Raw genomic sequence first — 16,605 nt, 5'->3', positions numbered from 1 at the left:
CATTATTGGAACTGTCGGTCCGGGTGAGCACAGGTTAGCACAAAGCGAGCGCCGGGTTGGGCGTCCTCATAGTCCAGGGTCGCCTGGTTCGCCTGGCACAGCTGCCGGCACACGTACAGCCCCAGCCCGTTGCCGCCGTCGCTGGTGGTGTAGAAGGGTTCGAACAGGTGGGCGGCGGCGTCCTCGGGGATGCCGTCGCCGTTATCGGCCACCGAGATCCACGGCAGCCGGGTCTGCGGGTGGCGGCCATAGGCCACGGTCACCCGGCAGTCCGCGCCGCCATGGTCGAAGGCGTTGCCGATCAGGTTGTCCACCACCTGTATCAGCTGGCTGCGGTCGAAGCGCACTTCCAGGCCCTCGTCGCGGTGCTGCAGGCGCAACCGCTCGCGGGGGATGCCGCGCTGGTGCCAACTGGCGGTGACCTCCTCCAGGACCGGTGCCACATCGAAGCGCGCCGCCTGGCTGCGTGGCCGCCGGGACAAGTCCAGCACATCGGAAATGATGCCGTTCACCCGTTTCACATGGTTGCGGATAATGCCCAGAAGATGGCTGTCTTCCGGCTTCTCCATGTCTTCGTCCAGCAGCTCGGTGGCGTGGCTGATGGCGCTCAACGGGTTGCGGATTTCATGGGCCAGGGTGGCGGACAGGCGGCCCAGGGAAGCCAGGTTCATTTGCTGGGCTTCCTGGGCCACGCGGGCGGTGTCTTCCAGGAACACCAGGGTGAGGTCCTCATGGCCGGTGTCCAGGTCGGCGAAACGGGCGCTCACCTGCGGCGACTGGCGCGACACCCGCAGCGGGCTCTGCGCCATGTGCGGCGCCTGCCGCCAATGCTGATGCCGCTCCACCAGCGCCGCCGGCAGATGCTGGCCGACCATGGGGATGGCGAAAAAGCCGTCCGCGGACGGGTTGGACTGCAGAATCCGGTGCTCGTTGTTGAACACCATCACGCCGGTGCGCATGCGGGCCACGATCTGCCGGTTGAGCGCCTCCAGCCGCTCGATCGCCACGCGCTGGCTGGCGGCGATGGACTCGCTGCGCTCCAGCCGCTCGGCGATCTGCTGGATGATCAGCGACACCATGAAGAAGGCGATGCCCAGCAGGCCCGCCTCGGTGAGCTGGAACGGGTCCTTGTCGCCGGTCTGGGTGGCGAAGTAGAACTGCTCGAACATCACCGTCAGTGTGGCCAGCGCGGCGATCAGGAAACCCATGCGGCCGCGCAACAGAATATTGCCGGCGGCCACGTTGACCAGCAGCAGCACCGCCAGGCCGCCTTCCAGGCCGCCGTTGGCGTGCACCACCAGACCCAGCACCAGCACATCGATAACCAGCGCCAGCGGCTGCGCGAAGCCCGGCTTGCGCAGCCGCTCGCTGTAATCCATCGCCGAGGACACCAGCGTCAGCAGCAGATAGCCCGACACCGTGCCTTCGAACAGAGCCGGCATGTACTGGCCGATCAGCCGCTGCTCGCTCACATAGAACAGCGTCAGCAGCACCGTGGCGATGGTGATGCGGTAGAGGTTGTAGATACGGCTTGGTGTCCAGCTCTGGCTAGGGCTCATGGTGCTCCAGGTATTGGCGCTGATGGTCCTGGCTGCAGAACGCCATGTTGTTGTGTTGGAACGCTTCGTTTTCCGGCACATGCACGCCGCATTGCCGGCACTTGACCATCTTCTGGCTGAGCGAAGCCGGCCCGTCGGCCGGGTCGTCATGCCGGCGGCGTTCACCCAGCAGGCCTTTCACGACCCGCCAAACCAGATAAATCAGAGCCGCTATGATAAGCAGCCGTATCAGCCCCATAAGGATCTCCCCGACGCCTGTGCAAGGGCAGGCGGCTACAGAGTACAATCAGCGCTCCATGGAGAAAAGGCTGGTGATATGCGAGTAGTGATGGCCCAGCGCAACCCGCTGGTCGGGGATATCGAGGGCAACGCGGATGCGGTGGTGGCCGCCGCTCGTGAGGCGCGCAATTTGCTGGGCGCCGAGTTGGTGGTGTTCCCCGAACTGGTGCTCACCGGCTACCCGCCGGAAGACCTGTTGTTGCGCCCCAGCCTGAACGGCCGCGTCGACGACGCGCTGGCGCACATCGGCGAACGTATCGAGGTACCGGTGGTGCTGGGCTATCCGGCGGTGCGTAATGGCGTGCGCCGCAATGCCGCCGGCGTCCTGTTCCCGGGGGACAGCCGCCCCCGGCATGAGTATTTCAAGCAGTGCCTGCCCAATTACCGGGTTTTCGATGAAAAGCGTTACTTCCAGCCCGGAGATCAAAGCTGTGTGTTCGAGTTGGGCAGGGAGCGCCTGGCCATCACCATTTGCGAGGACATCTGGTTCGAGGGGCCGGCGGCCCAGGCCGCCCGCGACGGCGCCACCTGCATCGTCAACCTGAATGCGTCGCCGTTCCGCGCCGGCAAGCCCGGTGAGCGCCGCGACCAGGTCTGCGCCCGCGCCCGGGAAACCGGTCTGCCGGTGCTTTACTGCAATCTGGTGGGCGGTCAGGACGAGCTGGTTTTCGACGGCGCCTCCTTCGTGGTGGACGGCGAAGCCGGTGTCTGTGTGCAGGGCGCCAGCTTCGAGGAAGCGCTGGTCCCGGTGGACCTGGGCCGCGAAGGCGGCGCGCTGAAAGTGCGCGGTGAAGTGCTGCCGGTGCCGGAAGACGAGGAAAGCCTGTACCGGGCCCTGGTGCTGGCAACCCGTGACTACGTCAACAAGAACGGCTTCAAGGGCGCGCTGCTGGGCTTGTCCGGGGGCATCGATTCCGCCCTGACCCTGGCGGTGGCGGTGGACGCTCTCGGCCCGGACCGGGTGGAGGCGGTGATGATGCCGTTCCGCTATACCGCCGACATCAGCATCGAAGACGCGGAGCAGCAGGCCAAGGCACTGCGGGTGCACTACCGGTCGCTGCCCATCGAGCCGGCCTTCAACGGCTTCATGTCGATCCTCGAGGAGGCGTTCGCCGACCACCAGCCGGACACCACCGAGGAAAACCTGCAGGCGCGCTGCCGTGGCGTGTTGCTGATGGCGCTGTCCAACAAGAACGGGTCGGTGGTGCTGACCACCGGCAACAAGAGTGAGATGGCGGTGGGCTACGCCACCCTCTACGGCGATATGGCCGGCGGTTTCTCGGTGCTTAAGGACGTGTTCAAGACCTGGGTGTACCGGGTGGCGCGCTGGCGCAACCAGAAGGCGGGCAGTGAGATTATCCCCGAGCGGGTGATCACCCGGCCGCCGTCGGCGGAGCTGGCGCCGGATCAGGTGGATTCGGATTCGCTGCCAGGTTACGACGAGCTGGACGCCATTCTGGAACGCTACGTGGAACAGGACATGAGCGCCGAGGCGGTGATTCGCGACGGCTTTGACCGCGACACCGTGTACCGGGTGGTCAAGCTCACCGACCGCAACGAATACAAGCGGCGTCAGGCGGCGGTGGGGCCGCGGGTCAGCCGCCGCGCCTTCGGTAAGGATCGCCGCTACCCGATCACCAACGGCTGGCGACCGGGGGACTGACAGCGGTTAAAGCAGGTCGAACGTGAGCAGGCTCAGCAGGCCCTTGTTCTCGTTCGGCCACCAGGCCAGATCCACCTGGTCGTCGTCTTCCAGGAATTCGCTGTCCGGCCAGTTGGTGGCCAGGATGCGGCGGCTTTTATCCGCCAGCGCCGGGCGGTCCAGGCGCTCGTAGCCTTTCACCATGATGGCCAGGGCTTCCGGCACCAGCGGCGTCTGCTGGTAGTGCTGCACCACGTACTGGGCGCGCCCGATGGCGGCAATGTAGGCGCCCCGGCGGGCGTAGTAACGGGCCGCGTGCAACTCGTGGCGGGCGAATTCATTGCGGATGAACACCATGCGGGCGCGGGCGTCCTCGCTGTACTCGCTGTCCGGGAAGCGGGTCACCAGGCGCTCGAAATCCTCGAAGGCGTCGCGCGCGGACGACAGGTCGCGGGCGGACTTGTCGGTGTTCATCATGGAATCGAAGAAACCCCGTTCCATGTAGAAATTGGCCAGGCCGCGCATGTAGAGCGCGTAGTCCAGGCGCGGGTGGGCCGGGTAGCTGCGCATGAAACGCTGGGCGGCGACCACGGTTTGCGGGTAATCCTGAAGGCGGAACTGGGAGTAGATCAGCTCCAGTTGCGCCTGCTCCGCGTAGCGGCCGTAGGGGAAACGGGCCTCCAGCTCCTTGAGCCGGTCCACGGCGGTCACGTAGTTATTCGACTCCATGGACTCGCGGGCTTCGCGGTACTGTTCCGCTTCGGTGCGCTCCGGGGCCTCGTCAGGTTTGCTGGCGCAGGCGCTGAGCAGCGCGGCGATCAACAGGGTCGAAAGCAATCGTGGCATTTTATCCTCGGTGCGACAGGGTACAATGGTGCGCCTATTCTACGCACAGGTCGGACCATGGGACATCTTGGCGGTGAGAAAATTCAGCGCACTGAGCAGGTTGATGCGCAATACGCCGGTATCCGGCTGGACCAGGCGGCCGCCGAATTGTTCGACGGCTTCTCCCGGTCGCGCCTGCAGAACTGGATCAAAGAAGGCGTGCTGACGGTGAACGGGCGCGCCGCGCGGCCCAAGGACAAGCTGCTGGGCGGCGAGGCGCTGACCCTGGCGGTGGAACTGGCCCCGGAAATCGACGATCAGCCGGAAGCCATTGAATTGCCGGTGATTTATCAGGATCAGGACCTGATCGTGATCAACAAACCCGCCGGCCTGGTGGTGCACCCGGCCGCCGGCCACGCCGACGGCACCCTGCTCAACGGCCTGCTGCACCTGGACGACCGCCTGTCCAGCCTGCCCCGGGCCGGCATCGTCCACCGCCTGGACCGGGACACCACCGGCCTGATGGTGGTCGCGCGCTCCGTGGAGGCGCACACCGGGCTGGTGGCGCAGCTGCAGGACAAGAGCCTGTACCGGGAGTACCAGGCCATCGCCATGGGCGTGATGACCGGCGGCGGCACCGTGGACGCGCCCATGGGCCGGCACCCGGTGGACCGCAAGCGCCAGGCGGTGGTGACCCACGGCGGCAAACCGGCGGTCACCCACTACCGGGTGCTGGACCGCTACCGGGCCCACACCCGCGTGCAGGTGCGCCTGGAAACCGGCCGCACCCACCAGATCCGCGTGCATCTGGCCCACCGCCGTTATCCGCTGGTGGGCGACCCGCTTTACGGCGGCCGGCTCAAGCAGCCCGCCGGCGCCACCGAGGCGCTGCGCGAGGCCCTGCGCGGGTTCCGCCGCCAGGCTCTGCACGCCTTCAAGCTCGGGCTGGTGCACCCGGCCAGCGGCGAGTACATGGAATTCGAGGCGCCCCTGCCCGAGGATTTCCAGACCCTGATTCAGGTCCTGGAGGCGGACCGGGAGGCACAATGACCCTTCCCGATATCAGCCAGTGGCTGCGGCCCGACTGGCAGCCCCATCCCCGGGTTCGCGCTCTGGTGACCACCCGTCTGGGGCGTCACTCGCCGCCGCCGTGGCACGGTTTCAACCTGGGCATGAACTGCGGCGACGACCCGGCGCGGGTGGAGCAGGCCCGCCGCCATGTGCACAAGATGCTGGCGGTGGACCATCCGCCGGCCTGGCTGGAGCAGGTCCACGGCGACCGCATCATCCAGGCCGGCGACGGCGACACCCGCGCCGACGGGGTCTGGACCGGCGAACCGGGCTGGCCCTGCGTGGTACTTACCGCCGACTGCCTGCCGGTACTGCTGGCACGCCAGGACGGCAGCGCGGTGGCGGCGGTGCATGCCGGCTGGCGCGGCCTGCACGGCGGTATCCTGGGCCGGGCGGTGGCAACGCTGGCGCCCGGCGGTGAGCCGCTGTCCGCCTGGCTGGGCCCGGCGATCTCCGCGCGCGCCTACCAGGTGGGCGAGGACGTGCACCGTGCCTTTGTGTCTCTGGGGCCGGAGTATCAGGCCGCCTTCAGCCGCGACAGCCAGCCCAACCATTGGCGCTTCTCCCTGGCCCACGCCGCCACGCTGGCGCTGAACGCCGCCGGTGTGTTCGAGGTGGCGGGGGGCGACCACTGCACCGCCAGTGATCCGGTCCACTTCTACTCTTACCGCGCCGAAGGCCAGACCGGCCGCTTTGCCACCATGGTGTGGCTGGAACCCGCCCCGGCTTGATCCAGATCAACAATCCCCTCTTGAATCGCTTCACGTCAGTCCGCATTTAAAGCTCAGTTTTTAAACAACCGATAACGCGCCGGTGCCGTGGTCCGGGCCGGCCGTTAGGCGTGATCAGGAGAGTGGAAAATGCGAATGGACAAATTTACCGCGCGCTTGCAGGAAGCGTTGGGCGAAGCCCAATCCCTGGCCGTGGGCCAGAGCCACAGTGCGATCGAACCGGTGCACTTACTGTTGGCATTGCTGCAGCAGAGTGGCGGGGTGGCGGCGCCGTTGCTGGAGAAGGCCGGCGCCAACCCGGCGGATGTCATCACCGCCTTGAAAATGGCCATGGATAAACTGCCGACGGTGGGACAGTTCAACGGTGACGTGCAGCTGTCCCAGGGTTTGGCGCGGCTGCTCAACCTGGCGGACCGCGAGGCCCAGCAGCGTGGCGATCAGTACGTGTCCACCGAGGCGCTGTTGCTGGCGGCCTGCGACGACGGCGGGGAACTGGGCAAGCTGTTCAAGAACGCCGGCATCAAGAAGAAGGTGCTGGCGGAGAAAATCCAGGAAGTCCGCGGCGGTGAAGCGGTCACCGACCCCAACGCGGAAGACAAGATGGAAGCGCTGAAGAAGTACACCCAGGATCTCACCGAGCGGGCCGAGAGCGGCAAGCTGGATCCGGTGATCGGTCGCGATGATGAGATTCGCCGCACCATCCAGGTGCTGCAGCGCCGCACCAAGAACAACCCGGTGCTGATCGGCGAGCCCGGCGTCGGCAAGACCGCCATCGTCGAGGGGCTGGCCCAGCGCATCGTTAACGGCGAGGTGCCGGAAGGGCTCAAGGATAAGCGCGTGCTGGCCCTGGACATGGCGGCGCTGATCGCCGGCGCCAAGTATCGCGGCGAGTTCGAGGAACGCTTGAAAGCGGTGCTGAATGAACTCGCCAAGCAGGAAGGGCGCATCATTCTGTTCGTCGACGAGCTGCACACCATGGTCGGTGCCGGCAAGGCCGACGGCGCCATGGACGCCGGCAACATGCTCAAGCCGGCGCTGGCCCGGGGCGAACTGCACTGCGTGGGCGCCACCACCCTGGACGAGTACCGCCAGCACATTGAAAAGGACGCGGCACTGGAGCGGCGCTTCCAGAAGGTGCAGGTGGACCAGCCCTCGGTGGAGGACACCATCGCCATCCTGCGTGGCCTGAAAGAGCGCTACGAGGTGCACCACGGCGTGGACATCACCGACGGCGCGATCATCGCCGCCGCCCGGCTCAGCCACCGCTACATCACCGACCGGCAGTTGCCGGACAAGGCCATCGACCTGATCGACGAGGCGGCCAGCCGTATCCGCATGGAGATCGACTCCATGCCCGAGGAAATGGACCGTCTCGACCGTCGCCTGATCCAGCTCAAGATGGAGCGTGAGGCGCTGCGTAAGGAAGACGACGAGGCCAGCAAGAAGCGGCTCGACAAACTGCAGGACGACATCGGCGCGCTGGAAAAAGAGTACGCCGACCTGGAGGAAATCTGGAACGCCGAGAAGGCGGCCCTGCAGGGCGCCCAGCAGTACAAGGCGGAGCTGGAACAGGCCCGGGTGGACATGGAGCAGGCGCGCCGCGCCGGCGACCTGAGCCGCATGTCCGAGCTGCAATACGGGGTGATCCCGGATCTGGAGAAGAAGGTGCAGACCGCCCAGGAGGCGGAAGAGTCCGCCCAGGTGGAAACCAAGCTGCTGCGCAACAAGGTCACCGAGGAAGAGGTGGCCGAAGTAGTCTCCAAGTGGACCGGCATTCCGGTGTCCAAGATGCTGGAAGGCGAGCGCGACAAGCTGCTGCGCATGGAAGAGGCGCTGCACGCCCGGGTGGTCGGCCAGGACGAGGCGGTGACCGCGGTGTCCAACGCGGTGCGCCGCTCACGGGCCGGGCTCTCCGACCCCAACCGCCCGAACGGCAGCTTCCTGTTCCTGGGCCCCACCGGGGTGGGCAAGACCGAGCTCTGCAAGGCGCTGGCCGGGTTCCTGTTCGACACCGAAGAGGCGATGGTGCGCATCGATATGTCCGAGTTCATGGAGAAGCACTCCGTGGCCCGGCTGATCGGCGCGCCCCCGGGTTACGTGGGCTATGAAGAGGGCGGCTACCTCACCGAAGCGGTGCGGCGTAAGCCTTACTCGGTGTTGCTGCTCGACGAGGTGGAGAAAGCCCACCCGGACGTCTTCAACATCCTGCTGCAGGTGCTTGAGGACGGCCGTCTCACGGACGGCCAGGGCCGCACCGTGGACTTCCGCAACACGGTGGTGGTGATGACCTCCAACCTGGGCTCCGATCTGATCCAGCGCATGGCCGGCGAGGGCGACTACGACGCCATGAAAGACGCGGTGATGGAGGTGGTCGGCCAGCACTTCCGGCCCGAGTTCATCAACCGCGTGGACGAGACAGTGGTGTTCCACCCCCTGGCCCGGGATCAGCTCAAGGGCATCGCCGCGATCCAGCTCGACTACCTGCGTCAGCGGCTGGTGGACCGGGATATGGGGCTGCGGCTGTCGGACAAGGCGCTGGAGAAGCTGGTGGAGGCCGGTTTCGATCCGGTCTACGGCGCCCGGCCGCTGAAACGGGCGATCCAGCAGCAGCTGGAAAACCCGCTTGCCCAGGCGTTGCTCAAGGGTGAGTTCGGCCCCGGCGACACCATCGAAGTGGATGTCGCCGGCAGTGAGATGGTGTTCCGCAAAGGCTGATCAGCAGTTCTCGAGCGCCGCGCGGGTGGTTTCGATCATCTCGTCGCGGCGCGCCTGGTCGATCACTTCCATTTCTCCGGTCTGCGGGTTTTCCACCCGCACCACCGGCTTGTTCTCAAGGATCTCCAGGTTGGCGCGGTGCTCTTCGCAGCGCTCCTTGGCCACGGCCTCCGGCTCCTCGGCCGCGCGTTCGGCCTCGCGGGCCCGCTCTTCCGCCTGTTCACGGGCGCGGGCGGCGGCTTCGCGCTGCTCCTGCAACGCCTTGATCTCCTTGCCCTGGTCGGAGCTGGGCCCGTAGGTGCGCACCGCTTCCGAGCCGCCGTCCTCCGGCGGCGCGGTGCCGTAGTGCGTGACCCCGTTGTCGTCCACCCATTTGTAGTATTTGTCCGCCATGGCGGGTGCGGCGCTGCCCAGCAGGGCGAGCGCCAGCAGTGGCGTGAGTGTTCTGGCGATGCTGGTTCGGATCATTGTTTGCCCCCTTGGTCGGCGAATCAGAATGCCCGCGACGGTCCCCGCTGTGCAAGTGCCCCTAAGCGTCCCTATTGTGTAAGAAAGGGCCCGCCAGGGGTTTGAAAGCGCCCGCATTTCTGACAATATTGCAGTACTTTCCGGAGATCGGAACCCGCAGGCGCTTACCGGCACCTGTGTGGCCGGGACCCGGGGCGCCGTTACCGCGACGTCCTAACGCAGCATCACTGCAAGCATGTCCCGCTGGTGAAGCCTCTGGAGGATTCCGGCGCGGGTATGTGCCCCCTCCGAGCTTCCCAACCTGTGTTCGCCGTCGGCCACCTCCACGCGGACTTCGGGATGCCTAAATACGGCGTCCGTTCCACAGGTAAACGCAACACCCTCCCGTTCCGCCGGTTTTCGGCGGGGTGAACGCTATTTTTAATTTCGAGGTAGCAATCGTGGAAATGTTATCCGGCGCGGAAATGGTGGTCCGCGCTCTGCAAGACGAGGGAGTGGAGTACATCTTCGGGTATCCCGGGGGCGCGGTACTGCACATCTATGACGCGTTGTTCCAGCAGGACAAAGTCAATCACATTCTGGTGCGCCACGAGCAGGCCGCCACGCATGCCGCGGACGGCTATGCCCGCTCCACCGGCAAGCCCGGCGTGGTGCTGGTGACCTCCGGCCCCGGCGCGACCAATGCCATCACCGGCATTGCCACCGCCTTCATGGACTCCATTCCCATGGTGGTGCTGTCCGGCCAGGTGCGCTCCGACTGGATCGGCGACGACGCCTTCCAGGAGACCGACATGATCGGTCTGTCGCGGCCGATCGTGAAGCACAGCTTCATGGTCCGCGACCCCAGTGAGATCCCGGAGATGGTCAAAAAGGCCTTCTACATCGCCAGCACCGGCCGTCCCGGCCCGGTGCTGATCGATATTCCCAAGGACCACACGGCGCCCAACAAGACCTTCCCGTACGAGTACCCGAAGAAGGTCAAGATGCGCTCCTACATGCCGGTCTCCCGGGGGCACTCCGGGCAGATCCGCAAGGCGGTGGACGAGCTGCTCAAGGCCAAGCGCCCGGTGATCTACTCCGGCGGCGGCGTGGTTCAGGGGGACGCCAGCGAGGCGCTCACCGCGGTGGCCCGCAAGCTCAACTATCCGGTCACCAACACGCTGATGGGGCTGGGCGCCTATCCGGGCACCGACAAGCAGTTCCTCGGCATGCTCGGTATGCACGGCACCTACGAAGCCAACATGTCGATGCACAACGCCGACGTGATTCTGGCCGCCGGCGCGCGCCTGGACGACCGGGTCACCAACGACGCCAAGAAGTTCTGCCCGGGCGCCAAGATCATCCATATCGATATCGACCCGGCCAGCATCTCCAAGAACGTCACCGCCCACATTCCCATCGTCGGGCCGGTGAAGCAGGTGTTGGAAGAGATGCTCACCATGATCGACGAGCATGACAGCGGCCCGGACCACAAAAGCGTGGAGCGCTGGTGGCAGGAAATCGACGGCTGGCGCCAGGTGCACGGGCTGCGTTACGAGGTCAACGAAAACGGCCCGATGAAGCCGCAGCAGGTGGTGCAGGCGCTCTACAAGGCCACCAACGGCGAGGCGTTCGTCACCTCCGACGTGGGCCAGCACCAGATGTTCGCCGCCCAGTACTACCTCTATGACCGGCCGCGCCAGTGGATCAACTCCGGCGGCCTGGGCACCATGGGCTTCGGCCTGCCGGCGGCCATGGGCGTGCAGTTCGCCTACCCGGACGGCGTGGTGGCCTGCGTCACCGGCGAAGGCTCGATCCAGATGAACATTCAGGAGCTCTCCACCTGTCTGCAGTACGGTCTGCCGATCAAGATCATCAACATCAACAACCAGGCCCTGGGCATGGTGCGCCAGTGGCAGGACATGCAGTACGGCGGCCGTCACAGCCAGTCGTACATGGAATCCCTGCCGGACTTCGTCAAGCTGGCGGAGTCCTACGGGCACGTGGGCATGTTGGTGGAAAAGTTCGAAGACCTGCAGCCGGCCATGGACGAAGCCTTCGCGCTCAAGGACCGCCTGGTATTCATGGATATCTACGTGGACTCCACGGAACACGTTTACCCCATGCATATCGCTGACGGCGCCATGCGGGACATGTGGCTGAGCAAGACGGAGCGCACCTGATGAGACGCATTATTTCGATTCTGATGGAAAACGAGCCGGGTGCGCTGTCCCGGGTGGTGGGGCTGTTCTCCCAGCGCGGCTACAACATCGAGACCCTGACGGTGGCGCCCACCGAGGACGACACCCTGTCCCGGCTGACCATGACCACCACCGGCGACGACAAGAAGATCGAGCAGATCACCAAGCACCTCAACAAGCTCATCGAGGTGGTCAAGCTGGTGGATCTCACCGAAGGTGCCCACATTGAGCGCGAGATCATGCTCATGAAGGTGAAGGCCACCGGCGCCCAGCGCGCCGAGGTCAAGCGCACCGTGGACATCTTCCGGGGCCAGATCGTCGACGTCACCAGCACCGTGTACACGGTGCAGCTCACCGGCACCACCGACAAGCTGGAGGCGTTCATCAACGCCGTCGGCGAAGCGCAGGTGCTGGAAGTGGTGCGCTCCGGCGTGTCCGGCATCTCACGGGGCGAGAAAGTCCTCAGCCTCTGAGTCGCCTTTACACTGTGAGTCCCAAAGAACCCCGCCTCGTGCGGGGTTCTTTCGTATATAGCGCTGGGAATGGCGATTCGATGTTGGTTTCTTGAGCGTTGAAATGGATGTACGTATTTTAAAGACTAGTCATCGGACGTCATTTCCGGGGGAAAGACTATGCGTGGAGTATTGGGCGGCTTGGCTTTAATTTGGGGGATATGGTCGGGCCTGGCCGGCGCGCAGCAGCACCCGGCGCGCATGGTGGGGAAGTGGTGTGAGTCCGACGACGGTGGTCAATCGTGTAGTGGATATACCTCGTATTTTCCGGACGGTAGTGCCTATGCTTATACAACAAGCGTTGAAGGTAACCGGCTGGAGATAGTGGGAATGTGGGGCCATATTGGGCGTTACTCCTGCTTCACCCATATCGCTTTCGAGGAATACGATGAGAATACCAACTTGCTGGTTAACTGGGGGAGCCGGAGAGATTTCTGCAACAAAATTATCGGTTTAGGGTTGTCTGAGTTCGTTTACGAAGACTATGAGGGTGAGCGCCACTCAATCTATCGTCTTTCGGATACCCCCGACCGGTCAGTGTGGCCGCCGGTCTCTGGTGAATAGCGCAACTGTCTCCGCAGAGCCGATCCGCAGGCTCTAGGCTCGCCATGTCTTATATCCATAGCTTCCCACCGGTGTCCGGGCCCGCCGCCGACCGGCTGATTCTCGGCTCCATGCCCGGCAAGGCGTCGCTGGCGGCGAATCAGTATTACGCCCACCCGCGCAACCTGTTCTGGCCAATCGTCGAAACCCTTTTCGACATCCGAGCCGATCTCCCTTACGCGGAACGTTGCCGGCAGCTGGCGGAGCAGGGCGTGGCCCTCTGGGACGTGCTGCGAGCCTGCACACGCTCGAGCAGCCTCGACTCGGATATCCTTGAAGCGTCGATCGTGCCTCAGGATTTCGAGGGTTTTCTGCGTGCCCATCCGCGCATCGGCGTGATCTTTTTCAACGGCGCCAAGGCGGAGAGCGTCTGGCGGCGTCACGTGGGGCCCACACTACCCGCCGATCTTGCCGCGATCCCTACTTCTCGCCTGCCGTCCACCAGCCCGGCGAACGCGTCGATTCCCTATCCGGTGAAGCTGCGGCAATGGCGGGCGGTGACTACGCCTCTATAGGAAGGGCGGTGGTTCGCTGAGTCAACGCAGCTGCGACCAGAACGCCTGGATCACCGGGTCGGTGAGGCGCTTTTCCAGCGTGAACAGGCCCACTTCGTAGTCCTCCAGGGCCGGTTCCACTTCCAGGGGGCGGGTGCGCTCGGCCAGCGGGCTGTTCTCCAGCACGATGCGGGGCGCCACGCCGACCCCGAAGCCCAGGCTCACCATGCTGACGATGGCTTCGTTGCCGCTCACCTGGGCGTAGATGCGCGGCGTGACGCCCAGGGCCCGGAACCACTGGTCCAGGCGCTGCCGGGACAGGCCCTCCTCGGAAAGAATCATCGGCACGTCGCGCCAGGCGTCGGCCCGGGCGGGGCCGTTCAGGGCGCCGGCCAGGTCGGGCTGGTCGGAGGGGGCGATGAACAGCAGCGGCGAGCGCAGTATCGGCCGGAACGCCACGCCCCGGGGCAGGGTGTCCGGGCGGGCGCCGATGGCGATGTCTTCCCGTCCGGTGGTCACCCGTTCCACCGCCTGGGCCGGGTCGCCGGTGTGCAGCTTGATCTCGATGCCGGGGTAGTCGTTACGGAAGTGGCTGAGAATGTCGTAGAGGAAGCTGTAGCTGGCGGTCACCGAGCAGTACAGGCTCAGCTCGCCCTGCAGCACGCGGCTGCTCTCCTGCATGGAGTGTCGCAGGCTGTCCCACTGGGCCAGGGCTTCGCGGGCGTACTGCTGGAAACGCCGGCCTTCCGGGGTGAGGTTGACACTGCGGTTGTCGCGCCGGAACAGGGTCACGCCCAGCTCTTCTTCCAGGTGCCGGATGGTGCGGCTCACCGCCGAGGGGCTCATATGGCAGCGGTCGCCGGCGCGGCCGAAATGCAGGGTGTCGGCGAGCGCCAGAAACAGGCGAAGCGGGCGGGTATCCATGCGGGCGTCTTCCAATCCGGTATTTCAATAGTCGGCATACTGTGTTGCGAATATATCATTTTACGCAATACCGGGTATGGCCTATGGTAGCGACCATTCGTTAACCGTCATTGGGATACAACCATGCAAGTGTACTACGACAAAGACTGCGACCTTTCCATCATCCAGGGTAAGAAAGTGGCCATTATCGGCTACGGCTCCCAGGGCCACGCCCACGCCAACAACCTGAAAGAGTCCGGTGTGGACGTCGTGGTGGCGCTGCGTGAGGGCTCCAGCTCCGCGGCCAAGGCCGAGGCCGCCGGCCTCACCGTGCAGAACGTGCCCGAGGCCGTGAAGGCCGCCGACGTGGTGATGGTGCTGGCCCCGGACGAGTACCAGGCCGCCATCTACCAGAACGAGATCGAGCCGAACCTGAAGCAGGGTGCCACCCTGGCGTTCGCCCACGGCTTCTGCATCCACTACAACCAGATCGTGCCGCGCCAGGACCTGGACGTGATCATGATCGCGCCCAAGGCGCCGGGTCATACCGTGCGCACCGAGTTCACCAAGGGCGGCGGCATCCCCGACCTGGTGGCGATCTTCCAGGACGCCTCCGGCCAGGCCAAGGATCTGGCGCTGTCCTACGCCTGCGGCATCGGCGGCGGCCGCACCGGCATCATCGAAACCACCTTCAAGGACGAGACCGAAACCGACCTGTTCGGTGAGCAGGCCGTGCTGTGCGGCGGCACCGTGGAGCTGGTGAAGGCGGCGTTCGAGACCCTGACCGACGCGGGCTACGCGCCGGAAATGGCGTACTTCGAGTGTCTGCACGAGCTCAAGCTGATCGTCGACCTGATGTACGAGGGCGGCATCGCCAACATGAACTACTCCATTTCCAACAACGCCGAGTACGGTGAATACGTGACCGGCCCGGAAGTGATCAACGACGAGTCCCGTGCCGCCATGCGCAACGCGCTCAAGCGCATCCAGACCGGCGAGTACGCGAAGATGTTCATCAACGAGGGTAACTCCAACTACCCGAGCATGACCGCCCGCCGCCGACTCAACGCCGAGCACCCCATCGAGCAGGTGGGTGAGAAGCTGCGTGGCATGATGCCCTGGATCAAGGCCAACCAGATCGTCGACAAGAGCAAGAACTGATGATCCGCGACTGAGGTCGCTTGTGTAGGCCGCTGATTCAGTCCGCGGCATCGAAAAACGCGCCCTCCGGGGCGCGTTTTTTGTGCCCGCCATCCCTGGCGGTCATCCTTCGGACCGTCGCTACGCGACGTCAAAAATTTCTCCCGGAAATTTTTTGTTGGCGGGGCCTGAGTTAGACTGGGGTTCACACAATGACCGGCGAGGAATCATGGCCGAACACGACAGCACCACAGAGCAGCCCCAGAGCGACCCCTTCGAAGTGGTGGAGGCGGAGCACCGCACCGGTGCCCGGCACAAGGGGGTGTATTTGCTGCCCAACCTGTTCACCACCGGCGCCCTGTTCGCCGGCTTCTACGCCATCGTGGCGGCGATGAACGGCCTGTTCGAAGCGGCGGCGGTGGGGATTATCGTCGCCGGCATCCTGGACGGCCTGGACGGTGGCGTCGCCCGCCTTACCAACACCCAGAGCAAGTTCGGCGCGGAGTACGATTCGCTCTCCGACTGTGTCGCCTTCGGCGTGGCGCCGGGGCTGGTGGCCTACTCCTGGGCGCTCACCGAGCTCGGCAAGTTCGGCTGGATGGCCGCCTTCATCTATCTCGCCTGTGCCGCTCTGCGTCTGGCGCGCTTCAACGTGCAGGCGGAAAGCACCGACAAGCGCTTCTTTATCGGCCTGCCCAGCCCCACCGGCGCCGGCCTGGTGGCCACCATGGTATGGCTGGGGGCCAGCCGCGGCATCGACGGCAACGAGGTCTCCTGGCTGGTGGCCCTGGTGGTGGCCGGTGCCGGCCTGCTGATGGTGTCCTCGGTGCGCTACCACTCGTTCAAGGAGTTTCATATCGGGCGGGTGCCGTTCAAGGTGCTGCTCGGGGTGATCGTGGCGTTCGCTATCGTTTTCCTGGACCCGCCGCTGGTGCTTCTTACCGTGGCGGTGATCTATGTCGCCGTGGGGCTGTTGCTGAGCCTCTGGCGGATACGCAAGGGCACGCCGCAAGCGTGAACAGAGAAAGGCGCCGCGAGGCGCCTTTCTTGTCTCCGGAGTGCGCCTCCGGCCGATTCTTTTTGTCCTTGATCGGTTCTTGATCAGGGCTTGCAAGTCTTTGTTTTTAATGGGTTTATTGTTGCCGCTCTTGCGGAGGCAACCAGTGTCCGCTCAAAAGGTGACCGTTTGATAAAGAACTCATGAAAAAAGTGTTGACGGGTCACCGCAAATCTCTAGAATGCGCCCCCACAACGACGGCACACGGCGAAACGCCAAAGGCCAGTCGGGAAGCGAAACGAACCGCTTCCAACGTTCTTTAACAATCAGGCAAGCAAACGTGTGGGACCTGTTTGGAGTAGGTATCTAAAAAAGATATCGGCTTTGAACAAGTCAACCTAGTTGAATTTGTTTCGAGCTGAGCATGATTTAAGTGCGCAGGCACTTTAAACGCTTTTTTGAACTGAAGAGTTTGATCATGGCTCA

General features: G+C 64.6%; 15 protein-coding genes. 10 read left to right on the top strand and 5 right to left on the bottom strand.

Translation table 11 applies throughout. The features are described 5' to 3' along the window. Nucleotides 1–2: 2 nt before the first annotated feature. Together ISO4_RS17170 and ISO4_RS11580 are read right to left on the bottom strand one after the other, a co-directional pair. Entirely contained in the window at nt 3–1,559 is a 1,557-nt protein-coding gene (locus ISO4_RS17170) for a sensor histidine kinase (RefSeq protein WP_194856320.1), read from the bottom strand. Beyond that, nucleotides 1,549–1,797: a PP0621 family protein gene (locus ISO4_RS11580; protein WP_142949769.1), complete on the bottom strand. Its 249-nt coding sequence runs from the start codon at nt 1,795–1,797 to the stop codon at nt 1,549–1,551. The genes ISO4_RS17170 and ISO4_RS11580 overlap by 11 nt, the downstream gene beginning before the upstream one ends. 78 nt (nt 1,798–1,875) lie before the next feature. Between ISO4_RS11580 and ISO4_RS11575 the strand changes: the two genes are divergently transcribed. Beyond that, nucleotides 1,876–3,501 (top strand): NAD+ synthase, encoded by a 1,626-nt coding sequence (locus ISO4_RS11575; protein WP_194856319.1) that lies wholly within the window; start codon nt 1,876–1,878, stop codon nt 3,499–3,501. Between the two features lie 6 nt (nt 3,502–3,507). On the opposite strand, the gene ISO4_RS11570 is transcribed toward ISO4_RS11575, so the two are convergent. Beyond that, nucleotides 3,508–4,326 carry an outer membrane protein assembly factor BamD gene (locus tag ISO4_RS11570; RefSeq protein ID WP_194856318.1) on the bottom strand — a complete coding sequence of 273 codons (819 nt, stop codon included), beginning with the start codon at nt 4,324–4,326 and terminating at the stop codon, nt 3,508–3,510. A gap of 57 nt (nt 4,327–4,383) precedes the next feature. Between ISO4_RS11570 and rluD the strand changes: the two genes are divergently transcribed. The 3 genes from rluD (at nt 4,384) to clpB (ending at nt 8,822) form a co-directional block, all read left to right on the top strand. Then, complete coding sequence (gene rluD, locus ISO4_RS11565) at nt 4,384–5,355, top strand: 23S rRNA pseudouridine(1911/1915/1917) synthase RluD (protein ID WP_194856317.1); 972 nt, start codon at nt 4,384–4,386, stop codon at nt 5,353–5,355. After that, a complete protein-coding gene (pgeF, locus tag ISO4_RS11560) occupies nt 5,352–6,107 on the top strand; it encodes a peptidoglycan editing factor PgeF (protein ID WP_194856316.1) in 756 nt (251 codons plus the stop codon). The genes rluD and pgeF overlap by 4 nt, the downstream gene beginning before the upstream one ends. A 129-nt stretch (nt 6,108–6,236) precedes the next feature. Continuing rightward, complete coding sequence (gene clpB, locus ISO4_RS11555; protein WP_142949764.1) at nt 6,237–8,822, top strand: ATP-dependent chaperone ClpB; 2,586 nt, start codon at nt 6,237–6,239, stop codon at nt 8,820–8,822. Here clpB and ISO4_RS11550 read toward each other — a convergent pair whose 3' ends face one another. Beyond that, a complete protein-coding gene (locus ISO4_RS11550) occupies nt 8,823–9,290 on the bottom strand; it encodes a DUF4124 domain-containing protein (protein ID WP_194856315.1) in 468 nt (155 codons plus the stop codon). 440 nt (nt 9,291–9,730) lie between these two features. On the opposite strand from ISO4_RS11550, the gene ISO4_RS11545 reads away from it, so the two are divergent. The 4 genes from ISO4_RS11545 (at nt 9,731) to ISO4_RS11530 (ending at nt 13,100) form a co-directional block, all read left to right on the top strand. Next, nucleotides 9,731–11,452, top strand: coding sequence for an acetolactate synthase 3 large subunit (locus ISO4_RS11545; RefSeq protein WP_142949762.1), 1,722 nt, complete (start codon nt 9,731–9,733; stop codon nt 11,450–11,452). Beyond that, nucleotides 11,452–11,943 (top strand): acetolactate synthase small subunit, encoded by a 492-nt coding sequence (gene ilvN, locus ISO4_RS11540; protein WP_067609676.1) that lies wholly within the window; start codon nt 11,452–11,454, stop codon nt 11,941–11,943. The genes ISO4_RS11545 and ilvN overlap by 1 nt, the downstream gene beginning before the upstream one ends. A gap of 159 nt (nt 11,944–12,102) precedes the next feature. Continuing rightward, nucleotides 12,103–12,546 (top strand): hypothetical protein, encoded by a 444-nt coding sequence (locus tag ISO4_RS11535; protein ID WP_194856314.1) that lies wholly within the window; start codon nt 12,103–12,105, stop codon nt 12,544–12,546. A 44-nt stretch (nt 12,547–12,590) separates the two neighbouring features. Then, the gene (locus ISO4_RS11530) at nt 12,591–13,100 is read left to right on the top strand and encodes a DNA-deoxyinosine glycosylase (RefSeq protein ID WP_194856313.1); all 510 of its coding nucleotides are present in this window, start codon (nt 12,591–12,593) and stop codon (nt 13,098–13,100) included. 21 nt (nt 13,101–13,121) lie between these two features. Here ISO4_RS11530 and ilvY read toward each other — a convergent pair whose 3' ends face one another. After that, nucleotides 13,122–14,003 carry an HTH-type transcriptional activator IlvY gene (gene ilvY / locus ISO4_RS11525; protein WP_194856312.1) on the bottom strand — a complete coding sequence of 294 codons (882 nt, stop codon included), beginning with the start codon at nt 14,001–14,003 and terminating at the stop codon, nt 13,122–13,124. 123 nt (nt 14,004–14,126) lie between these two features. Here ilvY and ilvC point away from each other — a divergent pair, with 123 nt between their 5' ends. Together ilvC and pssA are read left to right on the top strand one after the other, a co-directional pair. Continuing rightward, nucleotides 14,127–15,143, top strand: a complete 1,017-nt coding sequence (ilvC, locus tag ISO4_RS11520; protein ID WP_142950220.1) for a ketol-acid reductoisomerase — start codon at nt 14,127–14,129, stop codon at nt 15,141–15,143. A 208-nt stretch (nt 15,144–15,351) separates the two neighbouring features. Then, the gene (gene pssA, locus ISO4_RS11515) at nt 15,352–16,140 is read left to right on the top strand and encodes a CDP-diacylglycerol--serine O-phosphatidyltransferase (protein WP_194856311.1); all 789 of its coding nucleotides are present in this window, start codon (nt 15,352–15,354) and stop codon (nt 16,138–16,140) included. Nucleotides 16,141–16,605: the final 465 nt, after the last annotated feature.

Origin of the sequence: Alloalcanivorax venustensis ISO4, from assembly GCF_015356855.1 — a bacterium.
Lineage (GTDB): Bacteria > Pseudomonadota > Gammaproteobacteria > Pseudomonadales > Alcanivoracaceae > Alloalcanivorax > Alloalcanivorax venustensis.
The sequence above is the reverse complement of the archived record's forward strand: the minus strand, read 5'-3'. Positions and strand labels throughout refer to the sequence as shown.

Coding starts and splice junctions, on each gene's coding strand:
- clpB (WP_142949764.1), top strand. CDS start 6,237: ATGCGAATGGACAAATTTACCGCGCGCTTGCAGGAAGCGTTGGGCGAA.
- ilvY (WP_194856312.1), bottom strand. CDS start 14,003: ATGGATACCCGCCCGCTTCGCCTGTTTCTGGCGCTCGCCGACACCCTG.
- ISO4_RS11580 (WP_142949769.1), bottom strand. CDS start 1,797: ATGGGGCTGATACGGCTGCTTATCATAGCGGCTCTGATTTATCTGGTT.
- ISO4_RS17170 (WP_194856320.1), bottom strand. CDS start 1,559: ATGAGCCCTAGCCAGAGCTGGACACCAAGCCGTATCTACAACCTCTAC.
- pgeF (WP_194856316.1), top strand. CDS start 5,352: ATGACCCTTCCCGATATCAGCCAGTGGCTGCGGCCCGACTGGCAGCCC.
- ilvN (WP_067609676.1), top strand. CDS start 11,452: ATGAGACGCATTATTTCGATTCTGATGGAAAACGAGCCGGGTGCGCTG.
- ISO4_RS11530 (WP_194856313.1), top strand. CDS start 12,591: ATGTCTTATATCCATAGCTTCCCACCGGTGTCCGGGCCCGCCGCCGAC.
- ISO4_RS11570 (WP_194856318.1), bottom strand. CDS start 4,326: ATGCCACGATTGCTTTCGACCCTGTTGATCGCCGCGCTGCTCAGCGCC.
- rluD (WP_194856317.1), top strand. CDS start 4,384: ATGGGACATCTTGGCGGTGAGAAAATTCAGCGCACTGAGCAGGTTGAT.
- ISO4_RS11535 (WP_194856314.1), top strand. CDS start 12,103: ATGCGTGGAGTATTGGGCGGCTTGGCTTTAATTTGGGGGATATGGTCG.
- ISO4_RS11575 (WP_194856319.1), top strand. CDS start 1,876: ATGCGAGTAGTGATGGCCCAGCGCAACCCGCTGGTCGGGGATATCGAG.
- ilvC (WP_142950220.1), top strand. CDS start 14,127: ATGCAAGTGTACTACGACAAAGACTGCGACCTTTCCATCATCCAGGGT.
- ISO4_RS11550 (WP_194856315.1), bottom strand. CDS start 9,290: ATGATCCGAACCAGCATCGCCAGAACACTCACGCCACTGCTGGCGCTC.
- pssA (WP_194856311.1), top strand. CDS start 15,352: ATGGCCGAACACGACAGCACCACAGAGCAGCCCCAGAGCGACCCCTTC.